We start from the raw sequence: 25,829 nt of genomic DNA, 5'->3' as shown, positions 1-25,829 counted from the left end.
ACTATGAAATTGCGGATAATTGGGTCACCCAATTTCGAATGAAACGCATGAAAGGTAATGAGCAATGACGATTAAAAAAATTAAGTACCACCGTGTCTATGAAGATGTCATTGAACAAATAGAGAATCTGATTCTCGAAGGCAACCTGGCTCCTGGAGATGTATTGCCAACAGAAAGAGAGCTCGCCCAAGCATTCGGCATTAGCCGGGGAACCTTGCGGGAGGCCTTCCGTATTCTTGAACGAGAAGGACTCATAGAGACGCGACCCGGAGGCGGACGCTTCTTGAGCAAGACGCTGAACGAAGCCGAAGACAAGAAGCGCATGCTGGAGAATATCGAACGAGCCACGATCATTGAGCTGCTCGAAGCAAGAGAGATATTCGAGACGGGCATCGTCGAGCTTGCTGCGGAACGAGCGACCGAGCAGGATATTCGGGAGATTGAGCAGGCATTTGAGAAATGGGGCAAGATTGACCGTGACTCTGATGATTCGGATGATTCGAATGGTCAAGCCAATCCGGATCAAGCATTCCATCTCTCCATTGCCAAGGCGACACACAATGTTGTACTCGTCAACCTGATCGATCTGCATATCGATCTGCTCCAGAAGACACTTGCGAAGACGGAACATATTCCGGGACGCAAGGACGATGTATATAAGGAGCATTACCGCATTTTACAAGCCATTAAGGAGAAAAACCCACAAAAAGCAAAGGAAGCACTGCTCTATCACTTGCAACAAGTTAAGCAGAACATTCTGCTCCACAATGGAAGCTCAAAAGGGTGAGCGCATCGCTTCCTTTTGATCATTAAATTGGATCATCCAATTACCCACATTTCCAATACTCCCTAGAACTCACACCTAGACCCTAAAGAACACCGGATAGCAAGCTGCAAACAAAAAATTACAACACGCATTGCGTACTGTGATGGTGGAGGGTACCTATGACAAAAGAACAATTCAAAATCCTGGCCCCGTGCGGGATGCTGGGCTATGGCTTTCCAAGGGCCTCGTTCATGAACGGTATGGCGCATCATCCGGATGCCATTGTCGTAGACGCTGGGTCTACGGATGCCGGTCCCCACAAGCTGGGTGCGGGAACTGCAATCGTCAGCAAGCAGGCTTGCAAGAAGGACTTGGAGATTATGATCAACGCGGGAATCCAGGCGAAGATTCCGATCATCATCGGATCGGCTGGGGGCAGCGGCGCCAAGGTACATGTGGAATGGACGCAGGCCATCATCATGGAGATCCTTGAAGAGCATCGCTTCCAAGGCATCAAAATCGCCACGATCTGGGCAGACATTCCTCACGAGGTGGTTGCTGCGAAGCTGGATGCCGGGCAGTGTGCGCCATTAGGCCTGACGGTTGCGCCGCTGACTCAGGAGCGCTTGGCGGCAACGACGAACATCGTGGCGCAGATGGGGCATGAGCCCATTGTAGAGGCGCTTCAAGAAGGAGCGGAGATCGTTATTTGCGGACGGGCCTATGATCCGTCTCCATTTGCGGCAGTCGCCATGCTTCACGGGTTCGATGCCGCGCTTGCCTATCATCTGGGGAAAATATTAGAGTGCGCCGCGCTGTCTGCTGAACCGGGTACGACTAAGGATTGCATGCTGGGCATATTGCAGATGGATTCCTTTATCGTGAAGCCGCTTAGCGAGGCGCGCAAATGCACAGCCGTATCGGTTGCCGCCCACACGTTTTACGAGAAGGATCATCCGTACATTTTGCACGGACCTGGACTGACGCTGGATTTGGAGCATTGCATCTTCACGGAGCTTGGTGATGGCAGCGTAGAAGTAAGCGGCAGCCGAATATCGGAGACTCCGGTGTACAAAATCAAGCTGGAAGGCGCTATGAAGGTGGCCTGCCGCACCTTCGTCATTGCCGGCGTGCGTGATCCGCTCCTTATTGCACGGATTGAAGAGGTAGAGGAACTGGTCAAGCAGCAGGTGTATGAGTACTACGATGAAATTTCAAGGGAAAACTACCACATTCATTTCATTAATTATGGCTTGAATGGCGTGTTGGGAGAGCTGGAGCCGAATCGGGCACCTGCTCATGAGCTCGGTGTCGTCATCGAGGTAACTGCCAAGACGCAGGAACTGGCGAATGCGATTTGCAGCTCTGCCCGTTCCACCTTCCTTCATTACGGGTATGAGGGAAGAAAGTCGACGGCTGGCAATCTGGCATTCCCATTTGCACCGAGCGACGTGCCGTTCGGCGACGTCTATGAATTTTCCGTATACCACTTGATGGAGGTTGCGGATGGGCTGGAGATGTTCAAGAACGAATATACAGAGGTGTAGTCATGAAGCTATATGACGCTGCGGCCGTATTTCGAAGCAAAAATAGCGGCCCCTTCGAGATTACGATAGACGTCTTGTTCAAAGAACCGGAACTCTATTACAAAATGAAGCAGTCTGGTCGAATTAATAAAGAGATGGTATCCAGGTTATACCAAATCCCGCTTGAACATATTACGCAGCTTGTGTTTTTCGACCAAGCGCTCGGCTTCAAAATTACGTTCGCCAGACAGGTGTCCTCAGGCACCGTATTCGATCGGGATGTATATGGAGCGCAGCAGCATGCTCCGCTCATGGAATTGGAAATCAGCTAAGCAACCGCCCGGAGGTGAGTGGAAATGAAAGCGGCTTCGAAATTAAAGCGGGTGTGGGCGGACAAAGTGCTCTATCTCCTGCTGCTGCCTTGTATTGCGTATTTTCTTATTTTTCATATATGGCCCATTATCGGAATGAAGCTGGCCTTCTTTGACTATCGCATTTTGGGTGACCATGTGTTCGTGGGCTTGAAATATTTCCGCGAATTATTCAGTACACCCATCTTTATGAATGTTCTGGCGAATACGCTCATCATTAGTGCGATGAAGCTGGTGTTGCTGTTCCCACTGCCCATTTTGTTTGCATTAATGCTTAATGAATTCCGCAATGGGCGCTTTCGTAAGGCGGTTCAGGTTATCTCCTATTTGCCTCACTTTTTATCGTGGGTCGTCATTACAGGGATATGGTTCGAATTTTTATCCCCATCGACAGGTGCCGTCAATGAGCTCATTCAAGTGTTCGGCTTCCCCGCGCATGACTTTCTGACTGACAAGGGCAGCATTCGCTGGGTTCTGCTGGCGAGTGAGGCATGGCGCAGCATCGGATGGGATTCGATTATTTATCTTGCGGCCATCATGGGAATCAGTCCTAGCTTGTACGAAGCGGCATATGTAGATGGGGCGAGCCGCTGGCATATTGTAACGCGGATCGTGCTTCCGCATTTGTATATTCCGATGGTCACGATCTTTATTCTTAATGTCGGCTTTATTATGAACGCCGGGCTGGATCAAGTATTGAACTTCACGAACGATTCGGTCAACAGCAAGATCGATATCATCGATACTTACGTGTATCGGGTTGGTCTCATTAATGGCCAATATTCGTTTGCAACGGCAGCGAATTTATTCAAGAGCTTAATTGGGGTCATCCTTGTGCTGTCGACTCATTTTATATCGAAAAAAATTACGAACAAAGGCGCCTGGTAAGGAGGGATGCATCTTGCGAAATAAAATAACCGTATCCAAAATGCTGATCGGCCTTATCCTCTCAGCACTTGTCTTAACGATGTTCATCCCGATCATGAACTTGATTGCCAGAGCGCTGTCGAATCCAGACAAGGTTCATATGCTGCGGGGCTACGAAATTTGGCCTCAAGGCTTCTCCCTTATTAACTTTCAAGTTGTGCTCAACAATGCACTGGTCAGCAAGGCGCTGTTGAACTCTTTGTTTATTTCAATTACGGGTACATGCATCAGCGTTATCTTTACCACACTCGCGGCCTATGTGCTGACCCGCAAACATTTAGTAGGCAAAACGCCGATTATGATTTTCCTCATTATTATTATGATCTTCGAACCGGGGATCGTGCAGGAATACATGGTCATCAAGGATCTGCATTTGCTCGACAGCTTATGGGCTATGGTATTTTACCGGATGATCAATGTGTACTACCTAATCATTATGATGCGTTTCCTTGAAGAGATCCCGGACTCCCTGATCGAGGCGGCGAGAATCGACGGTGCCGGACATATTCGAATGTTCGTCAAAATTGTCCTGCCGCTGGCTCGCATACCGCTGCTGACAATCGGGATGTTCTATGCGGTTGCGAAATGGAATGAATTTTTCAAATCGAGCATTTTTCTATCGAGTCGCGACAATACCGTATTGCAAGTGCTGCTGCGGCAGTTCGTTGTGGAACGGGACAGCACAGCCCTAATCGGCACAGCCGATCTGCTGAAAAACAGTAATGTTGCGCAGCTGGATTTCTCATCCCTGAAAGCAGCGACGATCGTCATTGCCATTATCCCGTTTCTTATCCTCTATCCTGTCATTCTGAGACATTATACAAGCGGAGTGATGGAGGGCGGAGTGAAAGAATAAACAAGCTATTGTGATCAAAGAAATGCATTTTGTTCAAAAAATGCAGTAGCCTTCTTAGTACTGAAAACCATCTATGAACACAAAGGATTATAAATATGGGGGAGGAAATGCAATGAAAAAAATGATTTTCCTTATGCTTGCCAGCTTGATGATGCTTACTACAGCGTGTGGTTCCAGCGGAACGAAGGATGCGGGAGATGCACAATCATCATCCGAACAGGCAGTCACGATATCAATTGTCGGCAAGGATCTGCCGCCTGATGCAAGGGTGATTAAAGGGATTGAGGAAGGCATGAAGGCAGAAGGAAAGAACATTAAGCTGGAGGTCGTTCCAGTACAGAGCGGGACTTACTCGGAGAAGCTGGGCTTACTGCTGCAAAGCGGCACGATTCCAGACATTATGTACTTCCAAGGCGGCGATTACGCATTTGCCATCACACAGCAAATCCTTGAAGATCTTACCCCTTACATTGAACAATCCACCCATGTCAAAGCATCCATGAACGTGTTCAATCAAGAACGCACGAAAAACTATCCGTACTTAGTATGGCTGTCGCCAACGAGCAGCCAAATTCCGGTCATGCGCCAGGACTGGTTCGATAAGTCGGCAACAGGCAAGGAATTGCTCGCGAATCCATCCATAGATAACTATTATAATTTTTTCAAAGAAATGAAAGAAAAGAACGGTGCCAAATTTGCCTACACGACAGCGGGCAATCTTGATGAGCTTGATGTGATGTTCGCACAAGCATTCGGATTGACCTCGACATGGATTAAGGGCGCTGACGGGAAATACGCATTCGGCAGAACTACACCATTTGAGAAGGACAAGCTGGAGTTCTATGCCAAGCTGTATAAGGAAGGTTTGCTTGATCCAGAGTTTCTAACAAAGAAATGGGATACGAAGGAAAAAGCTTTTTATGATGGCCAAGCTGCCATTATCGCAGGGACACAGGGCAAGGTTATCGATCTGTACAATAACAAAATGACGTCTCAAAATGGAGCATCGGCCAAGGTGATGCCTCTGCCGCCGGCAAAAGGAAAGGCGCAAGGCTACCTGCCGATCGATGTCAGCAAGGAAAGCCGCGGCTTTGCGATAAGCAAAGTGTCCAAGCATAAAGATCTGGCCTTTGCTGTACTCGAATATTTGGCCAGCCCGAAGGGGCAAATGCTCGACAAGCTTGGCATTGAGGGTGAAGAGTACGAGATCGTTAACAACAAAATCAAGCTGAAGGACAAATTCGCGGAATGGTACCCGCTATTCGTCGGCTCTACGATTAACTTCAAGCCGGAACATGAATTCGATCCTGCGACACCATACCTGTCTGAACCGGCAATGAAGTCATTGGAGATGATTGACTCTCTGTCGAGCAAGGATAATGCCTTCATAATACCAGCCGAACTTGCCGGCAAATGGGACGCCTGCAATGAGCTGTACAAGGAATTCGCAGCGAACATCGTGATGGGCAGCAAATCGGCAGCTGACTTCGACAAGTTCGTGCAGGCGTGGAATGATGCCGGTGGCAAGGAAATTACAGAGTACGCGAATCAAACGATCAAATAGGAAGCTCGAAAGCTAGAGCGTATGAGACTGGATATCGGGGAGCGAGGCGACTGCCTCGCTCTTCAGGCAGGAGGGAGAGAAGCGGGATGGTTTCTTTTGCGCAGCGAGTACAAGGAGCAATCTACGGAACAGCCTATGGGGATGCAATGGGTGCTGTCGTAGAGAAAATGACGTACAGCGAAATTAAAGAGAAGTATGGGCGCGTGGAAACAACGCAAACGAAATGGTGGAAGGCGGATTGGCCGGAGGCAGCGAGGCAGGGGAGAATGAGAGGCCAAGGCATTATTACCGACGATACGTTAATGACGCTCGCATTAATGAATGTATATGTTACGGAACGCCGTCACCTGGATGCCTATGATATGGCAAATGAATTCGTGAAGGAGATTGCGTTTCGGCCAACGGTATATTCCGGAATTCGGCCGGGAAGCGCTCATTATGGATCGATTGTTCTATCCCGAGAAGCATATTTTCAATCGGCATGTGCTCGCGAATTGTGAACCGCGCGAAGGCGGGTACGGCAATATGGTCAACTGCGGGGCAGCCATGTATATCTCCCCGATCGGCATCGTGAATGCCTGCAATCCGAAGGGAGCCTATGATGAGGCAATTCTGTTCGCATCTGGGCATCAGCTCAGCTACGGCCTCGAGGCGGCAGGCGTAATGGCATGCTGTGTTGCGAAGGCAATGGAGCCGGGAGCGACCGTACATGATATAGCGGATACGGCGCTGCATTATGCGAAGGACGGCACGAAGCGGGCGATACATGACATTTGCGAGACGGCTCTTCTTCTTCAGTCCCGCAAGGAGGATCGAGAGGAAATCGTTCGTTCCTTCCATGAAGTGCTCGCGCGCTATTCACCAATGGGAGACGATGTGCATCGGAGCATACACAAGATCGGCATCCCATCCAATCACTACACGCCAAGCCGTTTGTTCGCCATCGAGGAGCTGCCGCTTGCACTGGCTTATATCTTGCTGCACGAGGGCAATCTGCTGGAAGCGGTCAAGGACGGGGTCAGCTCGGGGCGCGATACGGATTCCATCGGCGTCATGATCGGCGCGATTCTCGGCGCGATGCAAGGCGTGCAGGCAATACCTGCGGAAGAGAGAGCTACACTCGAAGACATCAATCAGCAGCGCATCGATCAGCACTGCGAAGCATTCATGGAAGCGGCAACCGCGATCATTGGCACGGATGCACAGCTACATCGAAAGAGAGAGCAAATGATAGATCAGATGATGTAACAAGAGAATAACGACTTAGAGGCGGTGACAGATTGTATGATACCGAACAATTATGTAGAGAAGATTTATGCAGGTTACTTGGGAATGAATATCGGGATTCGGCTCGGAGCGCCGGTAGAGCCGACAATTTGGACCTATGAGCGAATTCACAATACGTATGGCGAGATTACGGGATATGTGAAGGATTTTAAAAATTTTGCGGCAGATGACGACGCCAACGGCCCTTATTATTTCCTCCGTGCCCTCTATGATGATGCGGTGGATCGCGACATTGCGCCAAATGATGTGGCGCGTGCTTGGCTCAACTATTCTCGCGAAGGCATCGGCATGTTCTGGTGGGGCGGATATGGCGTAAGCACTGAGCATACCGCGTATATCAATTTGAAAAAAGGAATCTCCGCTCCGCAATCTGGTTCGATTGAGCAGAACGGACAAATTATTGCCGAACAGATTGGCGGTCAGATTTTTATTGATACATGGGGACTTGTGAATCCCTGCAATCCGAAGAAGGCGGCTGACTTTGGCGAAGCGGCGGCAAGAGTATCACATGATGGTGAGGGCGTTCTTGGCGCGAGATTTTTCTGTGCGGCGATCTCGAAAGCTTTCGAGACAGCGAACATCGAAGACATTATTGAAGCAGGTCTAGCGGAAATTCCAAGCGATTCCTTCTACGCGCAGGTTGCGCGCGCTGTCCTCGCCTTCCATGAACAGCATCCGGACGATTTCAGAGCATGTCGCGCGATGCTGGAGCGGGATTGGGGCTACGATAAATATACGGGTGTATGCCATATCATCCCGAATGCAGGCGTATGTGTGCTGTCCATGATTTACGGACAGGGCGACTTTAACCGTACTGTCGAAATCGCGACGATGTGCGGCTGGGATACGGATTGCAATGCTGGCAATGTCGGAACGGTGCTTGGGGTAGCTTGCGGCTTAAGCGGAATCGGGGAACATTATCGCACGCCGATCAATGACGGCATCGTCATGTCAGGCATCTCCGGTTATTTGAACATTCTCGATATTCCTACTTATGCGAAGGAACTGGCGATTCTGGGCTACCGCTTGGCCAATGTGCCATGCCCGCTCGAGCTGCAGGACAGCTGCAAGGAGAACGAAATCCATTTTGACTTCGAGCTGCCAGGCTCGACACATAATATGCGCGTATCCGATCCATTCTTCTGCCGCGTAAAGCATTCTACAGAACAGGCATACCAAGGATCGGGATCGCTTGAGGTTCTATTTGATCGCATGACTCGCGGTGAGAGCTCGAAGGTGTTCTATAAGTCATTTTACACTCGGGACGACTTCAACGATGAGCGTTATTCGCCTACCTTCTCGCCGAAGGCTTATTCAGGTCAGACGGTATCGATGAAAATTTACCTTGATCAGTGGGGCGGCAATGCGCCGATGACAATTGCCCCATATGTGCGTTTGGCGAAGAGCAAGCGGGATTTGGCACAGGGTTACCGCAAGCTTGTGAACGAACAGTGGATCGATGTGGAATTTGTCATTCCAGACACAGAGGGAGAATTGATTGATGAGGTTGGCATCGTTCTGGAGTCAGACTCTACGCGCAAGCCGAAGAGTCTTGGACGCATCTTCATTGACGAATTCCGGATATACGGCAATGCGGCCTACACAATTGACTTCCACAAGCAGGCGATGAGCTTCGGCTGTGTAACCCCATTCGCTCACAATCAAGGGGCATGGAGCTTGGTAGATGGCAGCATGTACGTGATGACAGCCGAGCCTAGCGAGTCATATGCAGGCAATTATTTTGCGACAGATTACTCGGTTGAGGTTACGCTCAACCCGCAAAGCGGCGATTCACATCTCGTTGCGATACGGGCTCAAGGCGCTATGCGCGGCTACCATGCGGGACTGGACGGAAGGGTCAAGTGTCTTTATACGCAAATGACTTCGGCTACAAGAAGCTTGCCAGCTGTGCCTACCCATGGAAGTTGAATCAGGAGTACGACATCAAGCTAACCGCAGAGGGCAGTACCCTTACACTAAGCATCAATGGCGAGCAATTGCTGCAGCACGAGGATGATGCGTGGAGCTATGGCATGTATGGAGTAAGCACGCTCGGTGCGGCTAGAACCTACTATCGAAAACTGACAATAACTGAGCTGTAAACGAGACGAGCGCCATTTTACAATACGAAGAACCCGCGGGATAAGGAGGGCGGGTTTTTCGTATTTTCGACGATTAGGTCGTGATTCTCGGGTGTTGCGTTTAGGAACGCTTATTTCCTTTGGAACTTTTAGCATCCATCGTGTTAAGGAAATCCTTTGTGGTTCGAACCACATACTTGACCTCATCAATCGATCTTTCCATGAGCGTGATTCTATGTAGATCAAGAAGCATCTGCTTGTCTTCGATGCCATCCTCGATGCCGAGCTTCTGGAAGTCAAACAGTTCACTAGGCATAATATCCAGCGCATGCATAAGAGATTCCAATGTCTTCAAGGTTACATTGACTTTCCCGGATTCAATATCGGATATCCGCGACTTGCTCATGCCCTCTTTTCCCGTTCTTTCTGCAACTTGCTCCTGGCTTAATCCTTTTGCGAGTCGAATCATTCTTAGCTGTTCGCCAACAAACTTAAGCAAATCTGACATGATGTTCACCTCAGTTTAGAGGTTATTGAATCGGAGAGGAAAATGAGATATCACTATAACATAACAAAAAGATAAATGTTATACTATAATGGAACTATTATATGGAAAATGATATGAATCATGGATAATTGCATTTCCGTAATCAGTTTAGTAATCGATGTGGAGGAAGAAAAAATGTCTGATTGGGTAAAAGATACCTTGCAGCAACGATTGGAATTCCTTAGGACACAAGTCGAGATACTTCCGGAAATAACAATACTGCAGAATAAATTAGATGAATTGGAGCATTCGATTCAGCGCAAGTTAGGTCGAAGTGGGCGCAGCTTGCACAAGGAATGGATACAAGTGCAGAACGAGATGGCTTCTATGCAAATGGGATGGATCTATGCAAAGGGCGTACAGGATGGATTGAAGATGCTCATCTTCTTGAACAAGTCAGAGGAAGAATTGGCGATGAGTAATAGCCATCTCCCAATGAACTAGCAAGAACAATGTCATCAGGTTAGACAAGCTCAGCAGTAGGAACTGTTGGGCTCTTTGTATTGGTTTCATTCATAGATATATTGACGATGATAATCATTATCAATTATGATGAGAAGGAGGATAGATTCATTAAGATAGATTCATTATGCTCACCGATTTCTTCTATATAAAGTAGGAGGCAGTATGAAAACGATGAATAAACGGAATCATTCCAGCAGTCGCATTTCCTGGAATGAAGCGATCTATAAACTGCGTACAGCAGAATACCGCAAGGATGTGCAGGGCTATCAATCCGCCCAACAGTGGACAAGTACACATCTATTGATCATTACAACACAAGGGCATGGAACGGTACAGCTGGACAAGAAGGAATATTCCTTGTCTCGTGAAAGTGCGTATTGGTTCGCCCCTGCTCATACATTCGGCATGAAATCAGAAGCAGAAGATGGCATAGAGGCCTATCTTTTTTATTTCGATATGTATAGAGAAGCAGAGGAAGGAGCACTGCTTCATCCCTTGCATGATGAACGGGAAATCGAACACCAGGAGACAATTGCGGTGACTTCAGCAGGAGAACTGACACTTCTGTGCGATGCAGTCGTTCGCATGCATGGCAGCGAGAGTGGTCAGGAACGATTCCGTGCTCAATATGCCTTCCAGGAGCTTATCTATACGCTGCTGAATAAGAAGCCGTCCCTCACTGATCATGGAAGTTCTTCAATTGAGAGAGCGAAGGTATATATGGAATTGCACTATAGTGACAGCTTGTCGATCGAGCAATTGGGAGCCATTGCAGGAGTGAGTCCGAAGTATTTCGTTGATTTATTCAAAAAAACATTTGGCCTCAGCTCAAACGATTATTTGACAGAGCTGCGAATGAATAAGGCAAAGCAGTTCCTGAATCGATCTGATGTGAAGCTGCGAGATATCGCGCATCAGGTTGGATATCAGGATGAGTTTTATTTCAGCCGGAAGTTCAAGCAGATGGTTGGTGTTTCCCCTTCGGTTTATATGAAGAGCCGCAGGAAGAGAATTGCTGCATACGGAACTGGAGTAGCGGGCTATCTGCTGGCGCTCAATATTATTCCCTATGCTGCGCCCCTGCACCCGAAATGGACGAAATACTATTACGATCAATATCGCTATGATATTCCTGTTCATCTCAGTGCGTACCGGGTCAATGAGCACTGGGAAGCGAACATCATGAAGCTGCACGAGGCGGCGCCGGATGTAATCGTCAGCATAGATGGGCTTGCCGAGGAGGAGCAAGAGCAGCTTGGTCAGGCAGGGAATGTCTGTCAAGTTCCAAGTACGAGGAATTGGCGAGAGCAGCTGGTGCATACAGCGAAGCTGCTTGGGGAAGAGACGGAGGCTGCGAATTGGCTTGCTCAGTATGATCGCAGAGTGGATTGGGTGAGAGAACAACTTCCATCTGGCGTGAAGGATGAGACCTTCCTCTTCGTTAGAATTTTGAGAAAGCAGATCTATGCATATTGCAATCGTGGTATTGCAGAGGTTGTATTCGATAATCTGCAGCTCCAACAGGCATTCCAATGGCCAGAGCAAGTCTATAACATGGAGCTGTCATTGGAGCAGCTTGCCCTAATCAATCCAGATCGCTTGCTCGTTAACGTCTGCCAAGAGAGTGAGACGTTAGCCGCTTGGGAGCAGCTGCAGGAAAGCTGGCGATGGCAGCAGCTTAGCGCTGTGCGTCGACAACGTGTTCATCTGATACATACGGACCCTTGGGTCGAGTATTCTCCGATTGCGATGGAACGAATGATGGATACAATGCTTCAATTGCTATCCGGAAATTGTCCATAACAATTCAGGAATTTATCCATTGGAGATTCGGGGCAAACGTTCTATCATTTAATAGTGATAATCATTATCAATTGAAGCGTTCGAAGGGAGTTCAGAAATAAATGAACAAATGGATGGTTAAGGGGTTATTATTGCTTTCACTTTCACTGGCATTGACAGCATGCGGTGCTGGTGGCGCGAAAGAAGGCGTTGATGCGAAGAACGGTTCCAGCACGGAAACGACTGCACCTGCAGCGTCTAACACAGACAATAAAGATAAAGAGTCGGCACCATCCGGCGAAACAAAAACAATTACGTATTTGGATCAAACATATACGATCCCTGCTAAAAAAGAGCTACGCATTGTAATCTCTGGTTCTATGGAATCCATGGAAGATGCGGTTGTACTTGACGCGAAGCCAGTTGGTGCAATTAGTGTAAGCGGGCAATTCCCTGACTTGTTCAAGAAAGCGACAACGGAAGCCGTATCGGTCGGAGAGAAGATGGAGCCGGATTACGAAGGCATCTTGAAGCTGAAGCCTGACGTCATTCTCGCTTCTACGAAGTTCAAGCCAGAGGCTATCGAGAACTTCAAAAAAATTACGACCACCATTCCGGTATCTCACGTGTCTACGAACTGGGAAGCCAATCTGAAGCTCTTGGCAGAACTGACAGGCAAGGAGAAAGAAGCGGAAGAGGCTTTGAACAAGTATAAAGCCGACTTGGATGCGACGAAAGCGAAGTTCGGCGATAAGCTGAAGGACAAGAAGGTATTGGCGGTTCGTGTTCGTAAGGGCGATCTGGCGATCTATCCTGAGGGAGTCTTCTTTAATGCTTCCCTCTATAACGATTTGGGTCTGACGGCTCCCGCAGAAGTGAAAGCAGCGAAGGCGCAAGAATTGATCTCGCTGGAGAAATTCTCGGAAATCAACCCTGACTATCTATTCGTTCAGTTCTCTCCAGATGAGAACAAGAATACACCGAAAGCACTGGAGGATTTGGAGAACAATCCTATCTGGAAGAGCGTTAATGCGGTGAAGAACGGCAAGGTGTTCGTCAATGTTGTAGACCCGCTAGCACAAGGCGGCACAGCGCTCAGCAAATTCTTGTTCCTTGAAGCAGCAGTAGATAAACTGTCCCAATAATTCAGATGTTCAAATAATAAACAACAGGTTGGTACGATATGCATAATAAGAAGGCATTGGCGATTGCAATCATGATCTTGTCACCAATTGCCATGGTGGCGGTCATCGTATTATCCGTGCTCTATGGAGCCAAGAACATTGATGCGAATACCGTATGGAATGCTGTATTCCACTTCAATCCGGACAATGTAGATCACCAAATTATTATGCACTCGCGCATGCCGAGGGCAATAGGGGCGCTCTTGATCGGGGCGTTCCTAGCCGTATCAGGAGCCATGATGCAGGGGATGACAAGAAACTATCTTGCATCCCCTTCTATTATGGGGGTATCTGATGGTTCGGCCTTCGTCATTACGCTGTGCACGATTTTGGTTCCTTCTGCGTCATCCATCGAAATGATTTTCTTTTCGTTATTAGGTTCATTGTTTGGCGTTGTTGTCGTGTGGGGATTGGCCTCCACAATTCCGGGTGGGTTGTCGCCAGTGAAGATGGCGATTGTCGGAACGGTTATCGGAACCCTGCTCAGCAGCATTTCATCTGCGATCGCCGTTTATTTTCAAATTTCGCAGAATATCAGCTTCTGGTATAACGCTAGGCTTCATCAATTGGATCCCCAGTTAATTAAGCTTGTTATTCCATTTGCTATTGTTGGATTTATTCTGGCGATGTCTGTCACCAGATCAATTACGACACTCTCGCTGGGCGAAGATGTTGCGGCTGGCTTGGGGCAGAAGACGTTTTTTGTAAAGCTGCTTGCAACCGCTTCAGTCGTCATTTTGACCGGTATTTCGGTAGCGCTGGCAGGCAAGATTGGCTTCGTTGGTTTAATTGTTCCTCATATTGCACGCATGCTGGTTGGACTCGATTACCGGTGGACGGTGCCTTGTGCAGGCTTGCTGGGGGCCTTGTTCCTTGGCCTTGCTGATGTACTCAGCAGATTCATCAACCATCCGTTCGAAACTCCGGTCGGTGTAGTAACAGCCTTAATTGGGGTTCCATTCTTCCTCTATCTCATTCGCAAAAAAGGAGGGGGAGGACGTGCATAGAGATTCATTGCTTCGTTGGTGGATTGTATTTGGCGTTGGGCTCGCATTGTTCTGTACGGCGGTCTATATAAGCGTGACAAATGGCGTCTTCGATATGACGGTGAAGGATGTCATCAATACCATCCTGGGCATTGATCCGCAGCCGGATCATGAGCTTGTTATCTTCGAGTTCAGACTGCCGCGCATTGTGCTGTCTGCGATGGTAGGTTTGGGTCTTGGCATAGCAGGTGCTGTTATTCAAGGCATTACGCGGAATGGCCTTGCCGATCCAGGGCTTTTGGGGATTAACTCTGGTGCCGGAGCTGCAGTCGTACTGTTTATGTTTTTCTTCCAAGGGAAGATCGTCGGCACAGATTGGTTTGCAGTAATGGCTATGCCTTTGTTTGGACTTGTCGGTGGCTTGCTGGCAGCTATCTTTATTTTTGCGTTCTCATGGCATCGAGGCAGGCTTGATCCGCAGCGCTTGATCTTAGTTGGTATTGCGGTAGCTTCTGGTCTCGGGGCATTGTCTATGTATATTTCATTGAAGATGAATCCGCAGGACTTCGAGATGGCAACGGTGTGGATGTCAGGCAGCGTGTGGAATGCGAACTGGCATTACGTTGTGGCCGCATTGCCATGGCTCATCATTTGCGTCCCATTCATTTGGTTCAAGTCACGGAAGCTGGACTTGCTGCAATTCGAGCGAGACAGTGCGATGAGTCTTGGCGTGGCAGTCAATCGGGAGACAAATTTACTGCTCATAGCCAGCATTGGACTTGTCAGTGCTTGTGTATCCGTATCCGGCAGCATTGGCTTCGTCGGCTTGATCGCACCGCATATTGCACGGAAGCTGGTCGGTGTGAGTCATCATCGCATGCTGCCCGTGTGCGGAATAATCGGGATGGTTATCGTTGTCGTCTCCGATTATATCGGCAGAACGATTTTTGCGCCGATATCATTGCCGGCAGGTGTCGTTGTGGCGCTGCTCGGCGTTCCGTATTTTATCTACTTGCTCTATCGAGCTCCGAAATAGGTCCGATGTTCGATAACATTGACATCGGCAGAGTCATCGGAATTCATTCCGCACAATAGGGGAGGAACCAGCATGAAAGTAACAGAACAACCGATTACGCTGCCGCGTTCTACGGTTTACAATACGGTATCCACGCATACGAACCGAGATTATCGAATTAGTGTTAGTGTTCCCGAGGGCGAAGCTCCTTCGGAGGGGTACCCGGTTCTGTATGTGCTCGACGGCAACGCGTTATTTCCTCTTTGCGCGGAGTCGGCTCGCGTGTTGAAGGGGCGAGGCATTCGCGGCTTCGGCCCTCTGGTTGTTGTAGGGATTGGTTATTTGACGGAAGGAAACTTTCCTGTGGATCGCTTCTATGAACTGACACCTCCAACGGATCGTGCATCCTTGCCGCCAAGACCGGGCGGGGAGGAATGGCCGCCAACGGGAGGCGGCGACAACTTCCTTCGCTTCATCGAGGAAGAGCTGAAGCCAGCAATCGAAGAGGCGTATCCGATAGATCGTTCGAAGCAGGCTTTGTTCGGTCATTCACTCGGTGGCTTATTCACGCTGAATACGATGTTCACGAAGCCTGATCTGTTCCAGACTTATATTGCGGGCAGCCCCTCCATCTGGTGGAGCAATCGCTGCGTGCTGGAGGCGGAGAAGGCATTTACGGCAAACCGAACTGTAGAGCCTGATCCAACCCCAGTGCGGCTGCTCATGACCGTCGGGGAAGAGGAAGCCTCACACCCGAATCGGATGCTGCATAATGCGGAGGAGATGTACCAGCGCTTGAAGCAGCTGGAGGAGAACGGCTTGTCCGTGGATTTTCACGTCTTCCCCGGCGAAGGGCATTTATCGGTGCTTCCCGGCTTGATCGGACGCGCAATCCGATTCGCGCTTCATAAATAAGAAGTAACAAGCAGCCTGCTGACCTATTTCAGCAGGCTGCTTATTTGTTTGCGGATCGGCGCGCCTATGTTTGCCTGTTTTAACGTGACATATATGACATTTATCATGTCCCTTATCTGACGTTTATGACTACTGCGGATGACACGGATTCTCTATACTTAAGATAATTAAGTATGGGTTCATGCGATATCACCTATGTTCGTTAACAATTTAGGGGGAACTGACAAGATGGCCGATTCGAAGCTTACTAGCTTGAAGAAGGAAGTAGCGCCTTATGAACAGATCGATATGCGATCGAGCATTCGACAAATATGCAATACGATTTTACCGCTTTTGGTTCTGTGGTATGCCGCTTATGCGAGTCTTACGGTATCCTATTGGCTATCACTCGTGTTCATGGTCATGGCGTCCGGCTTCGTCATTCGGACATTTATTATATTTCATGACTGCTGTCACCAATCCTTTTTTAAGAGCCGGAAGGCAAACGATATTCTGGGAACGATTACAGGGGTGATCACCCTTGTACCTTACCAGCAATGGAAGAACAGTCACTCTATCCATCATGCCACAAGCAGCAACCTAGACAAGCGGGGAATTGGCGACATGTGGGTGCTGACGGTTGAGGAATACGAGGAGGCTTCCTGGTGGACACGTCTAGCTTATCGTGTATACCGCAATCCAGTGGTCATGCTCTGTATCGGGCCGATCGCCATCTTCCTTATTACGTATCGCTTCAATGTTAAAGGTGCGAAGCGTAAGGAACGAGTGAATACGCACATTACGAATATTGGAATTGTAGTGTTATATGCATTGCTGTGTTGGGCCATTGGTTGGCAGGCATTTCTGATGATCCAAGGGCCAATCTTCTTATTGTCGGGCATGCTCGGCATCTGGCTGTTCTATGTGCAGCATCAATTCGAGGAGACGTACTTCGAGCATGAGGATGAATGGAGCTACGTGAAGGCGGCGGTAGAAGGAAGCTCCTATTACAAGCTGCCGAAGTTGCTGCAGTGGATTACCGGCAATATCGGCTTCCATCATGTGCATCATCTTAGTCCGAAGGTGCCGAACTACAATTTGGAGAAGGCGCATGATGCGTCCATTCCGCTGCAGAAGGCAACGACGATCACCTTGCGTACGAGCCTGAAATCGCTCCGATTCCGACTATGGGATGAAGAGAGAAAGGTCTTCGTTAGCTTCAAGGAACACAAGCAGATGCTGCTGCAGAAGTCAGGCCGCATTAGAAGCTCTTACAAGCCGCCAAGAGCGGGGATTCAAGGGGAATAATGAGCACGGCTTGGCATCATTATGGTAAGATACAATTAAATATGGCAAGAGGAAGGAGGAAGACAACCATGCAGAAGTGGTATCACATATTTCACAGGAGTACGGGATTGAGCCCGTACGTGTGGGTTGTCTTTTATATCCTTCCTTTTTACTTTATATTTCGGGCCTCTTCGCCATACGAAGTTGGTATTGGCGTAGTCATGATACTGGCGTTTTTCGGCTGCTATGTGTTGTCGTTTGTATCGAAGGGATGGTGGGTCTACTTTTGGACCTCCTTCCAAGTGATTATTTCCATTACAATGACGGTACTGTTCGGATATGTATACTTTGCATTGTTTCTGGCGTTCTTTATCGGTAATATTCAGCACAAAATCGGCTTTATTACGTTATATACCATCCACTTGATTAGTACGATTGTGACGATCAACTATGGATTTGTAACGAAGAATCCGGTGCTCATCACGCAGCTGCCATTCGTTCTTGTCAGCATGATCGGAGTTATCCTGCTCCCAGTAACGACTTATAATCGCAACAAGCGAGATAAGCTGCAAGGAGAGCTGGAGGATGCCAACAAGCGGATTGCGGATCTGGTGAAGCTGCAGGAGCGACACCGCATTGCCCGTGATTTGCATGATACGCTTGGTCAGAAGTTGTCGCTCATCGGCCTGAAGAGTGATCTTGCAGGCAAGCTTATTCATAAGAATCCCGGACGTGCCCAAGCAGAAATCAATGATGTGCGGCAGACAGCGAGAACGGCCTTGAAGGAAGTGCGGGAACTGGTGACACAAATGAGGGGAACGCGGCTGGAGGATGAGCTGTTTCGCATCAAGCAAATTTTGAAGGCGGCTCAAATTGAGTTTAGCCTAGAAGGCGGCAAGCCTGCGAATATCTCGCTTCTTTATGAGAATGTGCTCAGTATGTGTCTAAAAGAAGCGGTTACAAACATTGTGAAGCATAGCAATGCGACGTCCTGTTCGATTCAATTTGAATCTTCGCAAGCAGAACTTAAGGTTAAGGTGCAGGATAACGGTGTTGGAATGGACACCAGCCTTCAGTCGACAGGCAATGGCTTGCTTGGAATGAAGGAACGGCTTGAGTTCATTAACGCAAGTATGGACATTGTATGTGATCAAGGTACGGCCATCATCATACAAGTGCCGATCGTGACGAAGCAGCCAATTAAGGAGGTGGGGACGTGATACGTATTGTCATTGCGGAAGATCAGCGGATGCTGCTTGGAGCGCTGGCGTCTCTGCTGGATTTGGAAGAGGATATGAGTGTTGTCGGGCGGGCAAGCAATGGGGATGAGGCTGTAAAGCTCGTTCATGAGCACAATCCAGATATATGCCTGATGGATATTGAGATGCCAGGAAAGAGCGGGTTGGATGCTGCTGAGGAACTGAAGGGCGCAGGCTGCAAGGTTGTGATCCTGACGACCTTTGCCCGTCCGGGATATTTCGAGAGAGCCGTGAAGGCAGGCGCGAATGGATATCTGCTCAAGGACAGCCCGAGCGAGGAACTGGCAGATTCAATCCGAAGCATTATGGCAGGCAGACGGATCTATGCTTCTGAACTGGTAGATGAAGCATACTCGGAGGAGAATCCGCTGACAGAGCGGGAGAAGGAAGTGCTTTGTCTGATTGCAGACGGCAAGAATACGAAGGAAATTGCCTCTGAGCTGTATATCACGACAGGAACCGTGCGCAACTATATTTCAGTTATTCTCGACAAGCTTAATGTTGGCAATCGCATCGAGGCGATTACGCGGTTTAAGGAGAAGGGCTGGTTCAAGTAAGGCTGGATATCGATAGAAATGGAGGAGTGCGCTCAATGCGCAACTCCTCTTTTTGTGAAACCATTGCATGACCTAAATAGTCTAATGATGGTGAATATTCGATTAAGGAGTGATTGGCAATGACAGTTACAAATCATACAATAGCAATCCCGAAATTAGGTGTTGGAGCGGTAATTCGCAATCACAATGACGAAATTCTGTTGGTCAAGCGCAACCGGAATCCGGAAAAAGGAACATGGAGCATTCCTGGCGGCAAGCTGGATATGTACGAATCGTTAGAGGAATGCGTTATCCGTGAGGTGAAAGAGGAAGTTAACCTTGATATAACGGTGACCCAATTGATATGTACAGCGGAAACGATCCGTCCCGAAAATGATGAACACTGGGTGTCCCTCATCTACGATACGACAGTACAGGGAGGAGAAGCACGCAATAATGAGGCAGATGGAGCAATTAAAGATATGCGTTGGTTTTCCCTAGACGAGCTGCCCGAGCAATTGGCCTGCTTTACGAAGCCTGCAATAGATCGAATATTGGGAAAAGCTTGAGGCTTGAATCTAGTTTGGTTTAAGTGGAACGTGTGGGAATGAGCGTGGTGCAACATTTTCCGGGAAATAATGTGGCGGAGCGACAAAAACAGAACAAAACTACTTTCAGCAACAGGGTTCTTGTATTCTGCTATTCCTCAAAATTACTGAGATGAAAAAGATATCGCAAGATGTTAGCTGATGGGATTTAACAAAATAAACCATTAGAGGGGGAAGACGTAATGCTTGCTTCGGATGGTCAGGTATCGATTAGAAAAATGTCTTATGCTGATGAAGACTTTGTTTTGTTATATAAATGGCTGAATGATAAAAAAATCCTAAGTTTTATTGAAGGATCAAGGACCAGATTTACATGGGAACAGATTATAGGAAAATATGGGGCACGGGCAAGAGGAGAGCATTATGTCACCCCGTGTATTATTGAATTTAATAATACCTCTATAGGATATTTACAGTTCTATCCGTTACAACAGGATGAAATTCATGAATATGGAGCAAAGCCTGATCAACCGCAATTCGGACTAGATATATTTATAGGGGAGACTGAGTTTTGGGATAAGGGAATCGGAACTCTGGCATTGAAACTTATCATTCGGTATTTATTTACCGAGCGAGGAGTTGAGGATATTTACATAGATCCACAAATCGTGAATGTCAGAGCAATCAAGAGCTATGAAAAATGTGGATTTAACAAGATAAAAGTACTACATGAAAGAGAATTGTTTGATGGAGAATATAAAGATACTCAACTAATGAGGATAACATTAGAGGAATTTATGATGCAAAATGATTGAACTAATGGCTGTATTCATTCAATGAACCAGCGGCAGTGTACTATTTTACAACACAAAGCTACCGCTGGTTTTATAGAGTCGACCTATTACTTTTTTGGAACGATTAACTGAAGCCCCTGCTCCCTTACATACTTGATACATATCCGTTTTCACTAGACCAAGCGAATTTTATTCAAAACAATTATTTTTCACTCGAAGAACATGTTGCTTTGCTCCTCATCTGCAATCGCTTGAATTTCCTCTGCTCCGATATTGATATAGATATAGCCTTCTTCCTCTTGCTTCTTCAAGGCGCGTTCCTTCGTAAACTTCGGACTTGCCTCTCCCGAATCCTCATCATAGACGAGCAGAATGCCATCTGTCTTGCGGAACAGCAGCTCGTCCCTTGCGATGAATTGCCATTTGCCACTGTAGGGAGCATTACTCACCGTGCCATAGTAATCGATTCCGTGCATAATTTCTTCGAAATAGGTTTGCTTCTCCTCGCTCCACTGTGCTTCAGGATTGGCGTACGCCGTAATAATGGAACATTTCAACTGCGGATATTGTTGTTTCAGCGAGATAGCAGCTTCGCAAGCCCATAAATCGACTCCATACTGGCCAGGTGTGATGACCCATTCTAATCCTTCTTCAATTAGCGGAATAAGGCGAGATTCTATCGCTTTGCGTATATAGGGAACTCCCTGATGTTTATTGTTAAAAATGCCGAGTTCGTGAGCTCGGTAGCCGGTAACGAGTAGATTTTTCAATGTATGATTCCTCCGAGAATGTATCTATATATATGATTATAGACGGTAGAACTAAAAATGATAAATATACAGAGAATGGGACTAAATATCTAGTTCCTTCATCAATTTGACACATGATTTAGTTCTAAAATCCCTGTTACAGAGACGTATGAATTGGTTAATATGAGTAAGTATACTAACATTTAGGGGGAAAAAGTTTTGAAAAAATGGGTTGCACTATTGTTGGGGGCAATATTAGTAGTAAGCATGACGGCTTGTGGAGATAAAAAAGACACTGCTGGAGCAAACAGCTCTTCTACAGCACAGACGACAACTGAGACAGAGAAAAAGGATGCTCAGGTTCCATCTGTCGATGAACTTATTCAAAAATCAATTGATGCAAGCAAGTCGCTCAAGAATTTCTCTATGGACAGCCAAGTGAAGCAGGATCTTACAATCAGCCAAGGTGAACAGAAGCAAGAGCAAAATACGGAAATAAAACTGAAAAGCGACATGACTAAAGAGCCTTTCAATCTGTATCAAGAAATGACAATGAACGTAGCGGGTCAAGGTGAGCAAAAAGTCGTTCAGTATATTTCGAAGGACGGCATTTATTCACAAGTGAACGGGCAATGGACGAAGATGCCGGATGACATGAAGGCACAAATTCTTGAAGGTGCGGAGAAAGGGGCAAGCCCAGAGCAGTCCCTGGAACGCTTCAAATCGATAGCGAAAGATTCGAAGGTATCCGAAGAAGGTACTAACTATATCTTGACGGCGGACTTGTCCGGTGACGGGATGAAGGAACTGGCGAAGTCGTTGATGACCCAATCTGGTTCTAACAGTAATCCTCAAATGGAAGCAATGATTGAGCAAATGAAGATTAAAAGCATTAAGATGAAGTTTGGTGTCAACAAGGAGTCATACCAACCAACAATATCCGATGTGGACATGTCTATGGAAGTCGAAGAGCAAGGTCAGAAAGTTGAACTCAATATGGTTATGACAAGCACATTCTCGAAGCATAACGAGATTGGCGAAATCAAGGTGCCACAAGAAGTATTGGACAGCGCTAAGTAATCGCAATGTATAGCCTAGACCGTCGAATCTACGGATTTGGCGGTTTTTTTATGGCATTAATAGTTCTATTCTACTAATTTCTGTTTCGGAATAGGGCTACGTTCACTTTGTCTGTCTATCGATATTGGTTACTATGAGGGAGCATACTAATTTTGGGAGGCAGACGGTTTTGAAGAAGTGGACGGCAGCACTCGTAGCGATCATGGTAGTACTAGGCATTACAGCATGCGGCAACGCAACACCTACGGCAGGAGAATTGATTCAAAAGGCTACGGATGCGGATAAAACATTGAAGAGCTATTCAATGGATGTCCATGTTGAGCAAGTGAATGGGATTCAAGGCGACAGCAGCAAAGAAGAAAAATCGGATATTAAAATCAAAACTGACTTTACAAAGGAACCGCTTGGTTTCTATCAAGATACGTCAATTGTGTCAGACCAAACGAACCAAACGATTAAACAATACTTCACCAAAGAAGGAGCATACTCTCAGGTCAATGGCGAATGGGCGAAAGTTCCGGATGAGTTGAAGAGCCAGTGGGAAACGAACATTAAAAGCCAAATGAGCTTGACGCAAAATCTCGATAAATTCAAGCCGTTAGAGAAAGATTCGAAGATTACCGTGGAAGGTAACGAATACCTCATGACTACGGATATGTCTGGCGATAAAGGCAAGGAGTTGGCGAAGACGCTGTTGTCCGAGTCATCTGGTGAAGAAGCTGCGGAAGCGCTTGGCAAGATGAATGTTAAGACGCTTACCATGACATATGGTGTGAATAAGGAAACCTACTTCCCGACGAAGAGCGGCTTTACACTTGTGCTCGAAGGGGAAGAGAACGGACAGAAGGTTTCGATCAGCATGAAGGTGACGAGCACAATTACGAAGCATAACGGAGTGGCCGAAATCAAAGTGCCGATGGACGTAATCGACAACGCTCAATAGGATACGATTTCGATTGTCGAGACCATATTTCTAAGGCTATTTCCATTGGATTCAGTTAGATTGAAGACAAACTCCCGTGATATCTATACCGCGGGAGTTCTTTATGTTTTTTGTATATAGTTCAATACGAAATTATCAGATACCACTAAGACTTCGCTCGAATTTTAGTTAAAATCACATTGGCCGCTTCTACTGCACCACCAGCATTCTGAAATGTTTCTGACAGTTTTTGCGCATTTTCCTGATATGTCCGATTCGTCAACACCTCAGATACCGCTGCTGCCAAATATTTTGGCTTCTTTCCTTTCAACTTTAAACCTGCACCCAGTTGAGCAACCCGATCAGCCACTAATCCTTGTTCGCTATGTTGCGGAAATAAAACCATTGGAACTCCAAAATACAGGCTTTCATTCACACTATTCATGCCACAATGGGTAATAAATACATCGGCTGTTTGCAATACCGATATTTGATCTACGACATTTTTCACTGTGAAATTCCCTGGTAAATTGCCAAGAGAAGAAATCTCCGTTTTTTCACCAACCGACATCACAACATCATAGTCCGTATCTGCAAATGCCTGGATCATGTTTTGGTAAAAATCTTGATTTTGATTCAGTATAGTCCCAAGTGAAATGTAGATTAGTTTTCTATCTTTTTTATTAATCTGTATCGGCGGAGACTGTCTGATGGATGGTCCGACAAAAGCATATCGCTCAGAAAAGGTATCCGCCATCGGCTGGAATTCTTTCGAGGTATAGACAATGGTGTCTGTTTCATTATTATTTTGAACAATCGATACAACATTCTCAATTTCATACCCATGATTCTTTAACAACTGAATTTTTCTGTTCATTCGGGGCAAACCCACGATCATCCTCCATACATCGATGAAACCACGCTTCATCAGTTTCGCGGTGTACTGATTAAAAGCAAAGGTAGTAGTCGAACAAACATATGGAATTTCTAGTTTTTTAGCAAATAATTTTCCCCAAAAGCATATAGAGTCAGATACAATACAATCCGGCTGAATTTCCCTTAATTCCTGACATACCTCCTCATCCAAAGCAATGGTCGTATCGGCAACCATCTCAATTAATGCTGTAAAATCTTTGCCAACCTTGCGATCCAATTCCTTTTGTGAAAGCTGGGGCAAGAACTCATCACAAGCAATGAATGCAGCACCAGCACCTTCTATTTTCCCCTGAAATTCTAGAAAGGAATAGTACCAAACTTGATGGCCTCTATTGACTAATTCGGCAACCACCGGAATGGTTGGATTAGTATGACCATGTGCGGGTATCGAAAAAAATACAATTTTGCTCATTCTGATTCATCTACCTCCCGCTCCGCTTTTTGGATCATCTCTACAAATTCCATGAAATGATTGCTTTTTAAGAGGGCAATCCCTTTTGTCGCATCTTCCCCCAAGACAATCAGCTTATCACCAGCTTGTATCTGATACATTTCGCGTGCCTGTTTGGGAATTACAATCTGTCCCCGATCTCCTACCTTCACAACACCAAAGAACTGCTTCCCCTTGGGAGCGAGCTGATTCGCCGCTTCTTCACTCATATCACGGGATAATTGATCCAGGGTTACTTGAAAAAGTTCAGCGAGTATCTTGCATTTAAAAATATCGGGCAAGGCATCCCCGTTTTCCCACTTTGCTACGGTCTGTCGTGATACGTTTACCTTCTCAGCTAATTGCTCCTGACTGAATTTATGCTTTTTACGCAACATACGAATATTCATACCAATCATATTTTTCATCTCCATATACGTTAAATATATAGAAGAACCAAGGTGGAAATCTATCAACAATTCGCAACATTTTATGTTAAGAATTGTGGCAAAGCATTCATACAATCCGATTTTGCGAACCAAATGAACCTAAGGTACAAACCCGTCCAAGAATGCGGCATATCCAACACTCCCGCATCGATATCATACCAAATCAATACAGTAATGAACGGCGGTATTGCATATTCTTGACAGGACAAGCTATGATCGTGTATCATTTTCCTCGTAATACCATTTTATGATGAGGATTAGAAAGGGGATGGCGGTATTGTCAACTGTTCTTCAACGGAAATTGGCTTAAGACGGGAGAAGTCTGCCCATTTTTAGCTTAACGCCAATCGAAGAACAGTGGATAAAGAACCGATTCCTTTTTTCATATACAAGTACGCGTTCATGAACTTTGGGTGCAGAACCAAGCGGAACCAACAGACACGGTCTGTTCGTATTGGTCAGCAGCACTAAGGATAAATTGAACTACCTATTATGGGCTATTTGTATAGGGCAAGGCGATTCGTTCGCCTTGCCCTTTTTTTCATACACACAAGCAAATACTTTCTTTATGAAGCTGTTCTCTCGCTT

25 protein-coding genes and 1 pseudogene are annotated in these 25,829 nt (G+C 46.9%); 22 read left to right on the top strand and 4 right to left on the bottom strand.

Translation table 11 applies throughout. The features are described 5' to 3' along the window. Window positions 1–64: 64 nt before the first annotated feature. The 9 genes and pseudogenes from BBG47_RS08135 (at window position 65) to BBG47_RS30645 (ending at window position 9,399) form a co-directional block, all read left to right on the top strand. On the top strand, window positions 65–787 hold the full coding sequence (locus BBG47_RS08135; protein WP_065291321.1) for a FadR/GntR family transcriptional regulator: 723 nt from the start codon (window positions 65–67) through the stop codon (window positions 785–787). Window positions 788–945: 158 nt separating this feature from the next. Next, window positions 946–2,313: an acyclic terpene utilization AtuA family protein gene (locus tag BBG47_RS08130; RefSeq protein WP_065291320.1), complete on the top strand. Its 1,368-nt coding sequence runs from the start codon at window positions 946–948 to the stop codon at window positions 2,311–2,313. 2 nt (window positions 2,314–2,315) lie between these two features. Beyond that, the gene (locus BBG47_RS08125) at window positions 2,316–2,624 is read left to right on the top strand and encodes a DUF4387 domain-containing protein (protein ID WP_065291319.1); all 309 of its coding nucleotides are present in this window, start codon (window positions 2,316–2,318) and stop codon (window positions 2,622–2,624) included. Window positions 2,625–2,648: 24 nt separating this feature from the next. Beyond that, a complete protein-coding gene (locus tag BBG47_RS08120) occupies window positions 2,649–3,551 on the top strand; it encodes an ABC transporter permease (protein WP_028531973.1) in 903 nt (300 codons plus the stop codon). Window positions 3,552–3,564: 13 nt separating this feature from the next. Next, entirely contained in the window at window positions 3,565–4,446 is an 882-nt protein-coding gene (locus BBG47_RS08115; RefSeq protein WP_021255373.1) for a carbohydrate ABC transporter permease, read from the top strand. Window positions 4,447–4,558: 112 nt separating this feature from the next. Next, the gene (locus BBG47_RS08110) at window positions 4,559–6,010 is read left to right on the top strand and encodes an extracellular solute-binding protein (protein ID WP_065291318.1); all 1,452 of its coding nucleotides are present in this window, start codon (window positions 4,559–4,561) and stop codon (window positions 6,008–6,010) included. Window positions 6,011–6,096: 86 nt separating this feature from the next. Then, window positions 6,097–7,258 (top strand): annotated as a pseudogene (locus BBG47_RS08105) (ADP-ribosylglycohydrolase family protein). Between the two features lie 36 nt (window positions 7,259–7,294). Next, window positions 7,295–9,226, top strand: coding sequence for an ADP-ribosylglycohydrolase family protein (locus BBG47_RS08100; protein WP_254659783.1), 1,932 nt, complete (start codon window positions 7,295–7,297; stop codon window positions 9,224–9,226). Next, complete coding sequence (locus tag BBG47_RS30645; protein WP_254659782.1) at window positions 9,160–9,399, top strand: hypothetical protein; 240 nt, start codon at window positions 9,160–9,162, stop codon at window positions 9,397–9,399. The genes BBG47_RS08100 and BBG47_RS30645 overlap by 67 nt, the downstream gene beginning before the upstream one ends. A 100-nt stretch (window positions 9,400–9,499) precedes the next feature. Here the strand turns inward: BBG47_RS30645 and BBG47_RS08095 are convergent, their stop codons facing one another. After that, a complete protein-coding gene (locus tag BBG47_RS08095; protein ID WP_021261022.1) occupies window positions 9,500–9,886 on the bottom strand; it encodes a helix-turn-helix domain-containing protein in 387 nt (128 codons plus the stop codon). A gap of 174 nt (window positions 9,887–10,060) precedes the next feature. Between BBG47_RS08095 and BBG47_RS08090 the strand changes: the two genes are divergently transcribed. From BBG47_RS08090 to BBG47_RS08040, 11 genes are all read left to right on the top strand, one after another. Next, a complete protein-coding gene (locus BBG47_RS08090; RefSeq protein ID WP_021261021.1) occupies window positions 10,061–10,369 on the top strand; it encodes a hypothetical protein in 309 nt (102 codons plus the stop codon). A 192-nt stretch (window positions 10,370–10,561) separates the two neighbouring features. Continuing rightward, window positions 10,562–12,193, top strand: coding sequence for an ABC transporter substrate-binding protein (locus tag BBG47_RS08085; protein WP_175400501.1), 1,632 nt, complete (start codon window positions 10,562–10,564; stop codon window positions 12,191–12,193). Between the two features lie 101 nt (window positions 12,194–12,294). After that, on the top strand, window positions 12,295–13,317 hold the full coding sequence (locus BBG47_RS08080; protein WP_065291316.1) for an ABC transporter substrate-binding protein: 1,023 nt from the start codon (window positions 12,295–12,297) through the stop codon (window positions 13,315–13,317). A gap of 38 nt (window positions 13,318–13,355) precedes the next feature. After that, the gene (locus BBG47_RS08075; protein WP_021261018.1) at window positions 13,356–14,363 is read left to right on the top strand and encodes a FecCD family ABC transporter permease; all 1,008 of its coding nucleotides are present in this window, start codon (window positions 13,356–13,358) and stop codon (window positions 14,361–14,363) included. Continuing rightward, window positions 14,356–15,378 (top strand): FecCD family ABC transporter permease, encoded by a 1,023-nt coding sequence (locus BBG47_RS08070; protein ID WP_065291315.1) that lies wholly within the window; start codon window positions 14,356–14,358, stop codon window positions 15,376–15,378. Before BBG47_RS08075 ends, BBG47_RS08070 begins: the two co-directional genes overlap by 8 nt. A 72-nt stretch (window positions 15,379–15,450) precedes the next feature. Further along, the gene (locus BBG47_RS08065) at window positions 15,451–16,272 is read left to right on the top strand and encodes an alpha/beta hydrolase (protein ID WP_065291314.1); all 822 of its coding nucleotides are present in this window, start codon (window positions 15,451–15,453) and stop codon (window positions 16,270–16,272) included. A 228-nt stretch (window positions 16,273–16,500) separates the two neighbouring features. Beyond that, the gene (gene desA, locus BBG47_RS08060) at window positions 16,501–17,559 is read left to right on the top strand and encodes a Delta(5) desaturase DesA (RefSeq protein ID WP_065291313.1); all 1,059 of its coding nucleotides are present in this window, start codon (window positions 16,501–16,503) and stop codon (window positions 17,557–17,559) included. A 68-nt stretch (window positions 17,560–17,627) separates the two neighbouring features. Beyond that, a complete protein-coding gene (locus BBG47_RS08055; RefSeq protein WP_065291312.1) occupies window positions 17,628–18,758 on the top strand; it encodes a sensor histidine kinase in 1,131 nt (376 codons plus the stop codon). Next, a complete protein-coding gene (locus BBG47_RS08050; protein ID WP_021261013.1) occupies window positions 18,755–19,354 on the top strand; it encodes a response regulator transcription factor in 600 nt (199 codons plus the stop codon). The genes BBG47_RS08055 and BBG47_RS08050 overlap by 4 nt, the downstream gene beginning before the upstream one ends. 119 nt (window positions 19,355–19,473) lie before the next feature. Further along, entirely contained in the window at window positions 19,474–19,902 is a 429-nt protein-coding gene (locus BBG47_RS08045) for an NUDIX domain-containing protein (protein ID WP_065291311.1), read from the top strand. A gap of 221 nt (window positions 19,903–20,123) precedes the next feature. Continuing rightward, window positions 20,124–20,696, top strand: coding sequence for a GNAT family N-acetyltransferase (locus BBG47_RS08040; protein WP_065291310.1), 573 nt, complete (start codon window positions 20,124–20,126; stop codon window positions 20,694–20,696). A gap of 188 nt (window positions 20,697–20,884) precedes the next feature. Here the strand turns inward: BBG47_RS08040 and BBG47_RS08035 are convergent, their stop codons facing one another. Then, the gene (locus BBG47_RS08035) at window positions 20,885–21,445 is read right to left on the bottom strand and encodes an SLOG family protein (protein WP_065291309.1); all 561 of its coding nucleotides are present in this window, start codon (window positions 21,443–21,445) and stop codon (window positions 20,885–20,887) included. Window positions 21,446–21,643: 198 nt separating this feature from the next. On the opposite strand from BBG47_RS08035, the gene BBG47_RS08030 reads away from it, so the two are divergent. Both BBG47_RS08030 and BBG47_RS08025 read left to right on the top strand, forming a co-directional pair. Further along, window positions 21,644–22,504 (top strand): DUF6612 family protein, encoded by an 861-nt coding sequence (locus BBG47_RS08030; RefSeq protein WP_065291308.1) that lies wholly within the window; start codon window positions 21,644–21,646, stop codon window positions 22,502–22,504. Between the two features lie 169 nt (window positions 22,505–22,673). Beyond that, window positions 22,674–23,447 carry a DUF6612 family protein gene (locus BBG47_RS08025; RefSeq protein WP_065291307.1) on the top strand — a complete coding sequence of 258 codons (774 nt, stop codon included), beginning with the start codon at window positions 22,674–22,676 and terminating at the stop codon, window positions 23,445–23,447. A 145-nt stretch (window positions 23,448–23,592) separates the two neighbouring features. Here BBG47_RS08025 and BBG47_RS08020 read toward each other — a convergent pair whose 3' ends face one another. Both BBG47_RS08020 and BBG47_RS08015 read right to left on the bottom strand, forming a co-directional pair. Continuing rightward, window positions 23,593–24,774 carry a macrolide family glycosyltransferase gene (locus BBG47_RS08020; RefSeq protein WP_065291306.1) on the bottom strand — a complete coding sequence of 394 codons (1,182 nt, stop codon included), beginning with the start codon at window positions 24,772–24,774 and terminating at the stop codon, window positions 23,593–23,595. Beyond that, window positions 24,771–25,211, bottom strand: coding sequence for a helix-turn-helix transcriptional regulator (locus tag BBG47_RS08015; protein ID WP_065291305.1), 441 nt, complete (start codon window positions 25,209–25,211; stop codon window positions 24,771–24,773). The genes BBG47_RS08020 and BBG47_RS08015 overlap by 4 nt, the downstream gene beginning before the upstream one ends. Between the last annotated feature and the right edge of the window lie 618 nt (window positions 25,212–25,829).

The organism is Paenibacillus sp. KS1, from assembly GCF_001680695.1.
GTDB classification, from domain to species: domain Bacteria; phylum Bacillota; class Bacilli; order Paenibacillales; family Paenibacillaceae; genus Paenibacillus_B; species Paenibacillus_B suaedae.
The sequence above is the reverse complement of the archived record's forward strand: the minus strand, read 5'-3'. Positions and strand labels throughout refer to the sequence as shown.